The sequence below is a fragment of the Candidatus Cloacimonadota bacterium genome, assembly GCA_020532355.1.
GTDB lineage: Bacteria > Cloacimonadota > Cloacimonadia > Cloacimonadales > Cloacimonadaceae > UBA5456.
The window spans coordinates 1-14,708 of sequence record JAJBBD010000156.1; the positions used below are offsets into that span (position 1 = coordinate 1).

Genomic DNA, 14,708 nt, shown 5'->3' on the forward strand with positions numbered 1-14,708 from the left:
GTTGGGTGAAAGCATCCAATTGGCAAAACAAAACAACAAGGAGTTGCTTGTAGCCACCGAAGAAATATCCAAAGCAGATGAACAATATCGAGACGTGCGAGGCAGTTTATTGCCCCAATTGAATCTTCAGGGCTCATATTCGCTTTCTAAAACATATCTGCCGGATTCTGCAACCGGAGAGATTCCCAGCGTTAGTTCGATGCTGGATGATAATGAGGCAACAGATACCGATAAACTAATTGCCGGAGCATTGGATGGAATAGTGGGGGGAATGATGCCTTCCTCACCTCAAAAGGAAGGTTCATTGGCTATGCAATTAAAGATGGATCAAGTTCTGTTCTTGGGTGGAAAGTTAATAAACGGCATCAAGGCAGTGGATAGATATCGCAGCATCCAACGCCTCAACTATAGTGTAAAAGAACAAGATATTGTGTTAGAAACTACTAATATGTTTTATCAAACACTTTTAGCCCAAAAAGTAGTACAGATACAGGAAGAAGCATTATCTACTGCGCGCAAGCACCTAAATCGAGTGGAACTGCTTGCACAGGAAGGTCAGGTTTCTGAATTTGATTTGCTTAGCGCCAGACTCGAGGTGGCAAAACTTGAGCCGGGATTGCTACAAGCCCAAAACAATTATAGTTTAGCTCTTACCGCTTTTCGCAGGCAACTTGGCTCTGAACAAAGCGAATTGATCCCCGAAGGAGAATTTGTATTACCCAATATTCCCGATTTGACTTTGCAAGAAGCTCAAAGTATTGCCGCAGAAAATAGAATTGAGCTGGAATTGCTTGATATAGCAACCCAAGTTAAGCAGTTACAATACAACGCCGAGCGCAGCAATTTTTTGCCGAATATTGCCCTTAGTGCCAGCGCATCTTTGTATTCTGCCGCTGATGAATACCGCATCGAATCCGATGATTTTGGCACTCAATACTCGGTAGGCATTGGCTTTAGTTTGCCCATCTTCACGGGTCTTTCCAATCGCAGCAAAGCAAGTTATGCAAAACACGATCTTGCTATCGCCAAGCTTGAACAAGAAAATAGTAAGGAACTTATCCGTCTTCAAATAAAACAGAATCACCAAAAGCTACAATATGCTTTGCAAAACTATGAAGTGCAAGAACAGAATATTGCCATGGCTGAGCGAAATCTGGAATTAGCCCAACTTCGCTTTGACAATCAAATGGGAATTCAACTGGAAGTATTTGATGCACAAACAACTCTGGCTTCCATTCGCCTTCAATTCATTAGCGCTGTATATGAAGTAATAAGCGCAGAACGAGAATTCACAAAATCCTTAGGTTATAAATTAGCAGTGGAGTAAGATAAATGAGAAAGATAACAACATATTTAATAGTGGCAATAAGCCTTGTATTTCTACTTAGCGCATGTGGTAAGAAAAAGCAGGATGCCAAAAGCATGGATCAACTTCACGAAGAACTTGGTATTCCGGTTCGAGTTGTTGAAATAGCAAAAGACACATTTATACAGCAATTAAGATACAATGCCACTCTTAGAGGCATCAAAGAATCTACAGTTCAAGCGATGCTTGGCGATGTGGTAACAGGCATCAAAGCCAAAGTGGGCGATAGAGTAGAAAAGGATTCTGTGATTGTTACATTTCCACACAATAGTCCTTCTGCCCAATATGAGCAGGCAAAAACCGCATTTAACAGCATCGACGCTACTCATGAACGCATGCTGAGATTGTATCAGCAGGGCGCAATTTCGGTGCAGGATTATGAAAACGTTAAAACTCAATGGGAAGTATCTAAGGCAAATCTGGAATCCAGCGAACAGATGGTTTTCGTTAAAGCCCCCATTAGTGGTGTGATTACCGATATAATGGTGAACGTTTCCGAAAAAGTTTTCCCTGGAAAAGATCTCTTTACGATAAGCTCTACAAATGGATATAAGGCCACATTAATGGTACCTGAAGGGGAAATCGACAAAGTAAAAAAAGGCGGGATTGTCAAAGCAAGATGGAGCGACATTGAAATAAGTGGAAGAATATCTGAAATAGCCATGGCGTTGGATCCTGCTTCCAAAGCTTTTCGCGTCGAAGCTGAATTTCCTCAATACCGTAATGATCTTGCTTTTGGGATAACCGCTGAGCTTGGCGTACAAGTATTGCGCTTGCCAAATGTGATAATCGTAGATCGTCATCATTTGGTTAGAGAAAACGGAGAAGCATTTGTTTGGTTGGCGCGCGACAATAAGGCCACTAAGGTGCCTGTTACTACAGGTGTTACCGATCAATTGAAATACGAGATTACAGAGGGACTGCAAGAAGGAGATCTGCTTATTACTGAAGGCATAAAATCTCTTACTGAAGGTGCCAAGATTCGGATTATAGAAGGTAACTAATATGTTTTTAGCAAAAATATCCATAGACCGGCCAGTAATGGTAACAATGGCAATATTGGTCTTTGTGGTGTTTGGTGCAATGGCATACATGGAAATGCCCTTGAATTTGATGCCGGATGTGGAACTCCCCTACGTTTCCATCATGACAGTGTATTCTGGCGCCGGACCTCGCGAAGTGGAAACTCAGGTTACCGCAAAATTGGAAGAAGTAGCAGCTACAGTCCCCCAAATTGACTATATCCAGAGCTATTCCATAGAAAACGTATCGATCATATTGGTCGCATTTGAACAGGGAAAAGATATTAATGTAGGTAATTCTGAAGTTAAGGATAAAGTAGATGGCGTATTGAACGATTTACCGGATGGAGTAGATCGACCATCGGTACAGAAATTCGATTTCAGTGCCTTCCCCTTTATGGATTTAGTGCTTTCGGGAGATATGGACAGTCGCGAACTTTACGAATTGGCAGATGGTCAGCTCAAAGAGCGACTCTCTCAGATCGAAGGTGTGGCTCAAGTTAGCATCAACGGTGGAGCCAAACGGGAGATTGGCATAGAAGTGCCCAATCGCGTGGTATTTCAAAACAGCATCTCCCCTACTTTATTAAACCAAATTCTTGCGGCACACAATATGGATATGCCAGCCGGAACTTTTATTAGTGGAAACCAACAGTATTCTGTACGCTTAAAAGGTGAATTTTCCAGTGTCCAGGATATTGCAAATCTGGATATTCCCACTATGTCTGGCCCCAAAAAGCTCGGTAGCTTGGCAAATGTGATTGACGGACAAGAAAAAGTTACCCAAAAAGCTACATATTTCAATGTAAAAAACCAAGTTGCGGATAACAATATCATCCGGCTTTCGATCACAAAAAGTTCTGACGGAAACGTGGTTAACATTGCCGAACAAGTTAGGAAAGAACTCCCGGCTTTGCAATCGGAATTACCACCTAATACGCTGTTGAATGTAATTCGCGACGATAGCGAGTTTACGCGTTCTACCGTTGCGGATACTCTGAATACGATATGGATGGGAATCCTACTTACGGGTCTTATTCTCTTGCTCTTCTTGCATGACCTCCGCTCCACAATAATTGTTGCACTTTCGATGCCAATATCGATTATCTCCACCTTCATATTCCTCCAAGCTGCTGGATTTACTCTTAATATGCTTACCCTTACCGGCTTCTCTACAGCGGTAGGAATACTGGTAACCAACTCTGTGGTTGTTATAGAAAATATTTTCCGCCACAAAGAGATGGGAAACGGACGCAAGGAAGCATCTTTCAAAGGAACGGCAGAAATAACGATTGCAGTATTGGCCTCAACACTCACAAACATCGTTGTATTCTTGCCAATGGCAAGCATGAAGTCTATGGTGGGAGGCTTCTTGAAGGAGTTTGCCCTCACAGTTACTTTCGCCACAATTTTCTCTCTGATTTCTTCGTTTACTATCACCCCCATGTTGGCTTCTATCATCATTCCGGACAAAGCTAAGACCAATAAATTCGGGTTGAGATTCGACCGTATCTTCGATCGTTTTTCGGATTATTACCTGCGGTTTATGCGCTTTGTATTGCGCAACAAAGGCACCAGCATTGGTATCTTGGTGGTTTCTGTATTGATGCTTTTTGCCAGCTTCTTATTGGTTCCGGGATTAGGATTTGAACTAATGCCGGCAATGGACCAGGGCAATGTGACTGTTAGCGTTGAACTTCCAGAAGGAGTTAGCCTAGATGAGACTGCGAAAGTTGTTGAGGAAGTTAACCAACGTGTATCCAAGCACAATGAAGTTGAACACGTTGTAAGCAACATCGGCTCTCAAGGCTTCATAAATACAGCTAGTAATGTTGCCAGCACAGACGTTAAATTGGTTGATGCAGACGACCGATCTTTGACTACGTTGGATATGGTTGGCGTTATCACCAAAGATTTGGCAGATATCCCCAATGCCATTATTAAGGTTAGTGATCAGAGTAATGTAGGCATGGGTGGTTCTGGTATTAGCTTTTTCATTCAAGGACAAGATCAAGATGTGCTTGAACAGCTTAAAATTGACGTTATGGATCAGATTCGAGACATACCCGGACTCCTGAATGTTGATAGCAGCTCCAGACCTGGCACCACCGAACTTACACTCTACCCCAAACGCGAAAAGCTGGCAGAAATCGGTGCTACGGTCTACGATTTAGCCATCGCCCTCAGAACCAGCATCGAAGGCATGGTAAATACATATTATCGTGAAAGCGGAAATCAATACGATATCAGGCTAACCATGCCCGATGAAGACGTAAACCATCCCGATAAGATTATGAACATGAGCATGGTAGTAAACGGCCAAAGCTATTTGCTATCCCAATTAGTAGATATCAGCTTTGCAGCCGGAGTATATCAGCTTATCCACGTAGATCGTTACAAATCAATCGAGATAACCGGTAACGCCGCCAAAGGATTCTCAACCGGTCAATTGAACGGCGAAATTACAAAAAGATTGAATAACCTACAACTTCCCAACGGTTACAGAATTAGGTGGGGCCAGGAAGCTGAAATGTTAAATGAAACTATGGTGGATATGATCAGAACTTTTCTAATTGCAGTATTGCTAACTTATATGCTGCTTGCTGCTATTCTGGAAAGCTTCACACAACCACTTATAATATTGGCTACCATACCTTTGGCCATTATTGGAGTTATATTAGCACTCTTTTTCTCCGGAGTGGGAATCAATATCTTCTCGATGCTGGCAATCATAATGTTGGTTGGCATTGTGGTAAATAACGCTATATTAATATTAGACTATGTAAATGTGAAGCGCAAAGAAGGTATGTGTTCTCACGATGCATTGTTAGAAGCCGGAAAGATGAAACTAAAACCAATTATTATGAGTACACTATCTATAGTTATCGGAATGCTACCGATGGCATTGGGTGTGGGCTCAGCGGGTAAAGAATTTCGTATGTCTATGGGTATTGTATCCATTGGCGGATTAGTTGTTTCTACCCTCCTAACCTTAATTGTAATTCCGGCATTTTATTATTTGAGCACTCACAATGAAGTAAATAAGGAGATATGTAATGAACAGAATCGTTAAGCTCGTAAGCATGGCTCTTGTAGCCATCATTCTCACCGTTGGAGTGGCAGGTTGTTTTGGAAACTTTGCCGCAACCCGCAAAGTGTATGAATTCAATGAAAGTTTCGGTAACAAATGGATGAACCAAATCATGTTTTGGGTACTTTCTTTTGTCCCAGTGTATAATGTGGCAGCTTTTGCAGATGTCGTTTTATTTAACACAATCGAGTTTTGGACTGGCAGCAACCCAATCGCCATGGGACCCAATGAAGAGGTAATTAAATATGCCAATCAAGATGGTAAAAACCTCAGGATTACAATACGTCAAAACGAAATTAGAGTAGAAGATGTCGACAATCCCGCAGAAGAGCTTGAACTCAGCTACAAACCCCTAGAAAGAAGCTGGTACTATCATAGCGATAGTGGTATGGTTAAGATTGCCACTCTTTCCGATAATCAAGCCGATTTCTTTGCTCCTTCAGGTAAGACATACACCTTGAACCAAGCCAAATAAAGAAGGTTTTCATGATTGATAGAGAAAAACTCGAAGCAGTATTAGATAAAGTTCGCCCCGCAATTCAAGCTGATGGTGGTGATGTTGAACTTATCAATATAAGGGAAGATAACGTGGTAGAAGTCCGTCTCAAAGGCGCTTGCAATGGCTGTCCCATGGCCACTCTTACCCTAAAAGCAGGAATTGAACGTATTGTGAAAGAAGAAATTCCAGAAGTAATGGAAGTAATCTCGGTATAATAATCAATATATTCTGCCCCCTCTTTTTTCGAGGGGGCATTTTTATTTATTCATCCATTAGCAAGTTGTGGGCATTATAGGTGAAGGATGCAATCCTGAATCAATAGCCATACCCATTGTATTAAGGTAAAATTCTGATAGCAGACTCTTAACAAACATCATGAGCCTTGTGCAACAGTATTAATTTGCAATAGACTACATCTCATTGAGGGCAGATTGTATTTGCGAGCGCAATGTTTCGGCAAGAGCATGTTTATCGTTGTAGATGTGATCTTGAGGCAAAATTGGATCCAGTACTTTGAGCTTTAGTACAGTTGGATGGATTTTTTTATCTATCTCGTAAACACGCCAACTTCCCTTAATTGCCACGGGGACAATTGTGGCTTTTGCTATTACCGCCAGCTTAAAGCTACCCAAATGAAAGCGTCCCATCTCGTCACCTCTGCTTCGCGTTCCTTCTGGAAAAATAACCAAAGGATGACCTTGCTCAATAACGGCTGCACTTTTTGTGAACGATGCCATCGCATTTCGAGCCGACGCTCGATCTATAAAAACGCAGGGAATTTCGTGCATCCACCATGACAACACGGGAATCTTGAAGAGTTCTTGTTTAGCTATAAATCCCGTGGGACGTCCGATAAAGCCCAGCACCAAGGGAATATCGAACATCCCTTGATGATTGGCTACAAAACAAATCTGTTTGTGCCCTGGTAGCTTGTCCAAATCGAAAGTCTCAACTTGGGAGCCGGTACTAAGTACTGTTGTTCTCCCCCAAAATCTCACACAAGCATTTACCACTTTCCGATACGCCGTTTTAGGCAACAGTATCTTACAAACAATCAGTAAAAAGTAGCCTAATAAACATAGGAACATAAAGAAGATAAACCAAATTTTCCAAAGCAACGATTTCATAATATCTCCTTTAGTAACTTAAGGTTACCCATTCTTCATATATATCTTTAAGCGATGTTACCCAACCGCCGCTGCGTAAAGCACTGCGAATAGTTTTATAATACAAAGCGCCCCATCCGGGATAATCCACAGGATCAAATGAAGTGTTATGCCAAAGCAGTGACAAATGCGATTGATACTGGCCTGCCACCGATATCAGGCGTTTAAGTGTAAGCCAAGCTTCTCGGCGGCTTAAGCTCATGGCTTTGTGTGAGTACAAGGTTGTGTCCATTACGATAAGGGGGATTTCCAATACACGAAACGGTCTATTTTCAGCTAAGTTAAATGGATAGAATGGAAAAGAGATACCCGCTCTAAATCCAATGTTTTCCCAATATCCCAAAGTACTATCGTACTTAATACCTGCTGCTTCCAAAGTTGCAAAACTCTTCTGATAATCAAAATGCAGATAGTGAGTTCTAAATCCGGATACAATGAAACCCAATGCCTCTAGGCGTTCCATTTCAGTTTTAAGCACATCAAGATCAAAGGCAGATTCCGGCGAACCATGCAACCCAACATCTTCCTGCCCCAATAAATCTATTATCTCTTCGCGGATAGCCATATCTGTAATATAATTCTGGCGCTTATCTTCGAATTGGTCGCTTGCTAATAGAAACCAAGTAGATCGAACATTCATATCGGTTTCTTTATGCAAGATGCTTTGCAGCTTTTTGAAATGGTTATAGGCAAATCTTTTATGCAGATAGTGTCCCAGAAGTTTATAGGCTGCATTAACAGGACGTTTATACATGGTTTGCAGATTATACTTAAAAGTATCAGAAACTGTATCGGGCTCCCAATACCGCCAATAATCGATATCGTGAGAAAGGCTTAACACAAATTTGCGGTCTTCTTGCCAGTTGATATCTCTAATGAATTCTGGTAATACCTGTTGAATAGCATAGAGTAAAGCATTACAATAGATATCTACCACCGGCGTTTCGGTAAAATCCCATCGGTATTGCAGACTTTCCTTAAAATCTACTCTCCCCTTGGGTAAGCCAAGATTGCTAAAAATATACTCATGCCAACAGGTAAGAAAGTAGAACCCGCTGGCCACAATGTCCTTACGCAAAATACATATATCTTGCGAAAAGGAAAATATCGCACCGCCCATAGAAAACAAAAATGGCAAATGGATATTCTTGAATCTGCAGAAATTCACTCGATCAAGCGGATACAGCTCTCGTTTTTCGAAGAAATCTGCAGTTTCTGGATCGAAATGGATCTGGACCGGATAGTCTCTTTGAGTGCGAGGTCCATAATATAGATGTGTCGCTTCAAAGTGAGTTCCGTAAATAAACTTTGGATTTAGCCTGAGAATGTAGCAGTAAGTCCGCAATACAAACTCTGCCTTGGGAATATATTGCTCCGGCAAGTTTAGCAAAATGTTAATATTTGGATATCGCTCCATAGTTTTACGAGTTTTTAGCCGGCATAATAAGTGCTTTTAAAACCTGAGCCACATCCGAAACAAAGGTGATCTCCATTCCAGATACTATCTCCTCATCAAAATCCTCAATACTTTCTTTGTTCTCTTCTGGTATAACTAATTTCTTGATTCCAGCACGCTTAGCTGCCAGCATCTTCTCCTTAAGCCCGCCAATAGCCAACACTTTGCCCTGCAAAGTTACTTCGCCGGTCATGGCAATATCGTGCTTCACTTTTTGTTGCATAAACAAAGAAGCAAGTGCAGTTGTAAGAGTTATTCCGGCAGATGGACCATCCTTAGGCACAGCTCCGGCGGGGAAATGGATATGAATATCGTAGCTGGAGAAATCTTTGGCATCAATATTGAGCTGCTGATGGTGTGCCTTCAAGTAGCTAAGGGCGATGCGGGCAGATTCCTTCATCACTTCTCCTAACAATCCGGTTAGGACTACTGCGCCCTTACCCGGCATGCGAGTAGTTTCACAAAACAGGATTTCTCCACCATAAATGGTCCACGCTAAGCCTGTAGCGACACCAATTTCGGGTTTGCGGTTTGCCATCTCTAAGTTATACTTATGGGGTCCCAAATAGGTGCCCACATCTTTGGTTTTGATACTCCAAGGCCCCCTTTCACCAAGTGCGGCTTCGCGGGCTATCTTGCGGAATATGGAACCAATCCGGCGTTGCAAATTGCGCACTCCGGCTTCGCGCACATAGTATCTTATTAGTTCTTGCAGTGCACCTTTGGTGATGTTAACGTTCAGCTCGCCCAATCCATTATCCTCTTTTTCGCGAGGAATTAAATAGCTTTTGGCAATAGCTATCTTATCGTGCTCTAAATAGCTAGTAAATTCGATGATTTCCATGCGGTCACGCAGGGGTGGAGGTATTGTTTCCAGAGAGTTTGCAGTTGTAATAAACATCACTTCCGATAGATCGAAGGGCAGATTTAGGTAATTGTCCACAAAACTGTTGTTTTGTTCTGGATCCAGCACTTCCAGCAATGCCGAAGCCGGATCCCCTCTAAAATCACGTCCAAGTTTATCGATCTCATCTAGCATAAACACGGGATTTGCAGTGCCTTGACGCTTGATTTCGTTAATAATCTTGCCTGGCATTGCGCCAATATATGTCCGGCGGTGACCCCTTATTTCTGCTTCGTCATGAATTCCTCCCAAAGACATTCGGATAAACTTGCGATTCAGGGCTCTTGCCACCGATTTTCCGATAGAAGTTTTGCCCGTACCAGGAGGTCCTACAAAACACAAAATTGGTCCTTTCAGCTGACCCTTAAGTTTTTTAACCGCAATAAATTCCAATATGCGCTGTTTAGGCTTTTCCAAACCATAATGATCTTTGGTAAGTACTCGTTCAATTTTCTTGAGATCCAATCTATCTTTGCTATATTTTGTCCAAGGCAGGTTTACTATCCAATCCAGATAATTGCGAATCACGCCATATTCACTAGATGCAGGTTGCATAACCGATAAGCGCTCTAGTTCGTCTTTAGCAACATCTTTAACATACTCAGGCAATTTGTTTTTCTCGATTAACTCTTGCCATTTGTAGATTTCTTTACTCACCTCATCGGTCTCACCCAGCTCGCGGCGAATGGCATCCATCTGCTCGCGCAGATAATAACGACGCTGATCTTCATTCATCTCCAATTGGATATTACTGCGAATGTGGTTTTCTACACGCATTTGGCGAATAAGCTCGGCAAGGCAATTATTTAGATACTTATAGCGCTGCTTCAATTCTACCAATTCCAGTAATCTCTGTCGATCCGATATCTGAAGCTCAATATTTCCGGCAATAATATCGGCCACTCTGCCACTCTGCTTAATATTGGAAAGTCCTGCAATCATCTCACGGTTTAGCAAACTACTTTCTTGAGAGATTTTATCCAGCAACTCTAAGGCGATAGTTCGGTATGCCTGCACTTCCATGTCGTCGTTCACAGGTTCTTGAATCACCTCAACATCCACCATAATAAATGGTTCATGCTGTGTAGCACGCTGCATACGAATGCGCGAGGTACCTTGCAACAATAAGCTGATGCTACCATCCTGATTACGCAGCATCCGTAAAATAGTTACGGCTGTGCCAATGCTCTCCAGTTGCTGAGCATCGCCTTCGCCTCCTCTATCCAAGAAATATGCCATCAATTTATCGTTCGAAAGCGCATGATCTATCACAAGCTTGGATTCCTCGTCCGTTACCACAAGTGGCATCAACAAGTAGGGAAACATTACCACGTTATTCAAATGCAGAACGGGTAAGGTTCTGGGAATCCTGCTGTTACTGTCTTCCATTTTGCACTCCTTGATTTTACTCTTTATATATGGATAAAGCATTTCTTTTAAAAGGCAAGATTCAGATTATCGGGTATTTTGACAAGAGATATTTTTGCCATCTCACTTTGTTCGATTTCTTTTATTCTTTTCTTGTTAACTCTACAAATGCAAGCGACAAACTCATTCTCCCCTAAAAAGATAAAGCTGCCAATAGCGTAACTTCATCCAGAGATCATCGGGTAAGGAGGGATAATCTCCCGACAAACCCAATCTAAAGCCTGTATATGGAATTGAGGAATGAATTGGAAACAATTGAAATAGTCTTTATTATCAAGCAGGAAAAATGGTGGCTGACTTAACATATTCCGGCAACTTTGCCGCCACTGCCAAGCTGGAGTTTGGCAGCCCAAATGTTTTGCCCATTAATCGAAATATGAAATTGGGGCTTAGTTCTTTAATGCTTATGTTTCTTTTTTATATCTTTAGCTCGGTAGGTGAATGCTTTTTCCACCGGTACCGTATAGAGTAGTGCCATAGATTCATTTTCGAAGCATCCGGTTTTAGTAAGGACATTGGCAATATCTGGAACCAGATTGCTTGGTACTATCATTTTACAAACTTCGCGGATATTGCGTCTTGTATCCAAGTTATCATCTAATTTTACATATTTGATCTTACAAATTGTTGCACCCGGAGCTCCGCTACTCATTGCCGCTTCAGTAAGAGATATCCCGCGTCCTTCTTCGCAAATAAGGTTCAATTCCGCAAGATTGTACAGGTAATCGTGGCGTTTTGTAGCCTCTGTTTCCAAGCTTGATTTTCTCCATTCCATGCCACCTTTAAGCGAATCTATGGCGGAAACCATCTGTTCTAGACTGGCAGCCTGATCTATTCTGGAGCGTGATATCTTGGTATTTACAATGCCTTGCTTGATAGGATACAGATATGCTATTCCTCTACCCGGTTCATCTAATTTTGCTTCTGAAATATAAAGTTCCATTACCGGATTTGTATCGTGTTTGCTAAGCACGAGATTGACGAGTTCTTTCTGAGGAGGAATAGTTATACGAAAAAGCCCCAGTTTATCTCTTACTCCAGAGCCTTCTCCATAAGTAGTAGCGGGTACACTGGCTCCAAAATTGAGTGATATTCGCGCAATTTTATCACCTTCTCCCCGTTGCACCACACAAGATATTCCGGTTAACTGACGGTAAAAATTATCTGCTTGTTTTGCCTTAAAATGAATTTCTTGCGCCAAATCATAATCTGGATGTTTGGCAATAACGCTAATATCTTGGCTATAGATGCTACCTTTACCAGGAGAATATAAATCGTATTTTTTGGCAATGTAGCTTAGCACCGATCTCTCATCATCCTCATCGGTAAAGAAGCTAACAATCTCGATGGGATAGGTCAACAATGCTCTACGGCTAAAAATCCCAGTTACAGGTACAATTTTATCAAGGATGGAATTTCTACCTACTTCCACAAAAAAGTGACGAATCCCAAGAGCCAATAAATCTTCAACAATAGATTTTGATACAACCTTAGGAGTGATGATACAAATCTTTACCAAACTCATAATGCCACATCCTCAGCAGCAAGCTCCTGCTTATCTGGTTCTGCATTGGTTAAATAGATTCTTCGCTTGTAATTTACGTATATGCCCATCCCCAATACAGATATAATTGGGCAAGCTGAAGCCAGTGAAAGGATGCCAAATCCTTCTACCACTCCAACTTGAGACCCTATCCCCAAGCCCATTGACAGCACCAAAGGAACAGTTATAGGTCCGGTTGTAACTCCGGCACTATCCCAGCCAATATTTACAAATTCTTCTGTGGAATACTTCGTAAAAACTAACAGGATTACATACAAAGGTAGCAAAAACCAATATAGAGGAACATCCCAGATAATTTTAACTACTCCTAGCATAATTCCAGCCCCTACTCCAAAAGCAACCGATTGAATAAGTTGAGTCTTTCTGAATGCTCCTGCAGAAATATCCTCAACCGTAATTCCTAAAGCATTAAGCGCTGGTTCTGCCAATGTAGCGCTATACCCTAAAACAAAGGCAAAAAATAAGACCACAAGAATCCCTGCTATGCTATAGGCATGTTTACCAAAAAGCGGGCCTCTTTGAGGTATATAGCGATACGCTTGCCGCTCTTTATCATGTAGCTCTGCTTTGTAGGGTACAGTTAAGATTTTCCCATGTTCCTCATAATAAAAAAACTCTTTCGTTTCACCATTTGCCATAATAGCGGTATTGACATTATCGGCATCAAATCCATTAATTATAATCTGATCTTGGGGATATTCCATAGCAGTAAAAGAAACGGGAAGATTGGAGCCCACCTGATCACCTAATTTAGAGAGCCCTAACTCTATTCCTCCTCCAAACATCGCCATACCCAAAATAGCAAATACCAATCCCAAAACTACTTCATCCGGACGCACCAGCCGCTCTTTAAGAATAAAATATAGAACCGCTAATAGAAACAGGGATAGAGGAACTATTGCCCTTAGCGCATTGATTGTGTTTCGTTTTAGTTTGTTAATAGCACTTTTACTATCGATAGCAAATTCATTGGCTTCTATATCGTTAAGCTCGCTACTAAGAAGCTTCTGGTTCTTAGCCTTAAGCTGCTCGGATCCGTTTTCTTCGAGCCACTTACGAAAACCGATTTTAGAGCCAAAAACTTCGCGAATTCGATTTTCATCAGCAGAAATATCTGCAACATAACCCATCAAAGCATCTTGATTACCGTCGAACATCTGCAATTGAGCAATATAACTTGCCTTTCCAATTGCATAATCTTTCATTTGATGTTCATTTTCGAACAGAAACCGACTATTTGGGTTATCTTTAGAAAAAAATGCATTATCCGGTCCGGGGAGAGGTACCTTGAAAGACATAACTATGCCCAATACTATTACGGCTATAACCGGAGCCAAAGAAGCAAGCGTTACAACTCCAAAGCCCCCTTCGGTATTCTCGCCGCCGCGATTGGCAACATGGCTAATTCCAATACCTAAAGCCAATACTAATGGTACCGTAACGGGGCCAGTAGTTACACCTCCACAATCCCAAGCTAAGCCCAGAAGATATCGTAAGTTAGGATTTAGATATGCATATGTGGAAAGACCTATAAGTAAACTGATCATGATGTATATATAGGCTTTAAGAGAATGCCCCTTTATGAAGCGAATCATGCCCATAACAAGCGCAATGCCTACTCCAACTCCAACCGCAGCGACCAAATAACCGGCGTATTTGTTTAGGAGTAGGAAAAGTAGCGGTGCTTCCCATGCCAAGATAGAACTCCCGGCAACTTTCAGCACGCTTATGGCTGGTTCGGCAAATGTGGCTCCAAGCCCCAGAATAAAGGCAATTATAAGAATTGAAGACACTCCAACCTTTTGGGGTAATCGAATACCTATCTCCTCACCCATAGGCATTATGCCTAAGAGCAATCCTTCCATGAAGAAAGTTAATCCAATTATAACCATCACCATGCCAAAAGTGATGGTAGAAGCATCGATAAATGGTATTCTCAATACGATGCTTTGAAATAGCAACAGATAAATAATAATGCCTGCCACTGCCCTGACCTGCTGAGTAACTTTTTTACGGATATAGCGCAAGATTAAGCTGGTCGCTTCTTTCGTACTGATCTTAAACTGGCGCTTATGTGCTTTGGCTCTATCCATCAATTATACTCCGGATTTATGTCTTAAAGCAAGATTCATTCTTACTCGACATTATATTGTGTTGCTATCTTGCCACAGGCAAATCCACAAAAAACGAATGATAAGATGCCTGTTTTCTA

At 41.7% G+C, this 14,708-nt stretch carries 10 protein-coding genes; 5 read left to right on the forward strand and 5 right to left on the reverse strand.

Annotated features, from left to right (window positions below):
• The 5 genes from LHW48_05690 to LHW48_05710 form a co-directional block, all read left to right on the forward strand.
• Positions 1–1,327, forward strand: a 1,327-nt coding sequence (locus LHW48_05690; protein MCB5259952.1) for a TolC family protein, incomplete at its 5' end; no start/stop codon positions are given.
• A 5-nt stretch (positions 1,328–1,332) separates the two neighbouring features.
• Positions 1,333–2,370: an efflux RND transporter periplasmic adaptor subunit gene (locus tag LHW48_05695; GenBank protein MCB5259953.1), complete on the forward strand. Its 1,038-nt coding sequence runs from the start codon at positions 1,333–1,335 to the stop codon at positions 2,368–2,370.
• Between the two features lies 1 nt (position 2,371).
• Positions 2,372–5,461 carry an efflux RND transporter permease subunit gene (locus LHW48_05700; GenBank protein MCB5259954.1) on the forward strand — a complete coding sequence of 1,030 codons (3,090 nt, stop codon included), beginning with the start codon at positions 2,372–2,374 and terminating at the stop codon, positions 5,459–5,461.
• Positions 5,445–5,954 carry a DUF3332 domain-containing protein gene (locus LHW48_05705; GenBank protein MCB5259955.1) on the forward strand — a complete coding sequence of 170 codons (510 nt, stop codon included), beginning with the start codon at positions 5,445–5,447 and terminating at the stop codon, positions 5,952–5,954. Before LHW48_05700 ends, LHW48_05705 begins: the two co-directional genes overlap by 17 nt.
• A gap of 11 nt (positions 5,955–5,965) precedes the next feature.
• Positions 5,966–6,193 carry a NifU family protein gene (locus LHW48_05710; GenBank protein ID MCB5259956.1) on the forward strand — a complete coding sequence of 76 codons (228 nt, stop codon included), beginning with the start codon at positions 5,966–5,968 and terminating at the stop codon, positions 6,191–6,193.
• Positions 6,194–6,388: 195 nt separating this feature from the next.
• Here the strand turns inward: LHW48_05710 and LHW48_05715 are convergent, their stop codons facing one another.
• The 5 genes from LHW48_05715 to LHW48_05735 form a co-directional block, all read right to left on the reverse strand.
• Positions 6,389–7,105, reverse strand: coding sequence for a 1-acyl-sn-glycerol-3-phosphate acyltransferase (locus tag LHW48_05715; GenBank protein MCB5259957.1), 717 nt, complete (start codon positions 7,103–7,105; stop codon positions 6,389–6,391).
• A 10-nt stretch (positions 7,106–7,115) separates the two neighbouring features.
• Positions 7,116–8,561 carry a polysaccharide deacetylase family protein gene (locus tag LHW48_05720; protein MCB5259958.1) on the reverse strand — a complete coding sequence of 482 codons (1,446 nt, stop codon included), beginning with the start codon at positions 8,559–8,561 and terminating at the stop codon, positions 7,116–7,118.
• A gap of 4 nt (positions 8,562–8,565) precedes the next feature.
• Positions 8,566–10,893, reverse strand: coding sequence for an endopeptidase La (lon, locus tag LHW48_05725; GenBank protein ID MCB5259959.1), 2,328 nt, complete (start codon positions 10,891–10,893; stop codon positions 8,566–8,568).
• A 436-nt stretch (positions 10,894–11,329) separates the two neighbouring features.
• Positions 11,330–12,457 (reverse strand): hypothetical protein, encoded by a 1,128-nt coding sequence (locus tag LHW48_05730; GenBank protein MCB5259960.1) that lies wholly within the window; start codon positions 12,455–12,457, stop codon positions 11,330–11,332.
• Positions 12,454–14,589, reverse strand: a complete 2,136-nt coding sequence (locus tag LHW48_05735; GenBank protein ID MCB5259961.1) for a DUF1538 domain-containing protein — start codon at positions 14,587–14,589, stop codon at positions 12,454–12,456. Before LHW48_05735 ends, LHW48_05730 begins: the two co-directional genes overlap by 4 nt.
• Between the last annotated feature and the right edge of the window lie 119 nt (positions 14,590–14,708).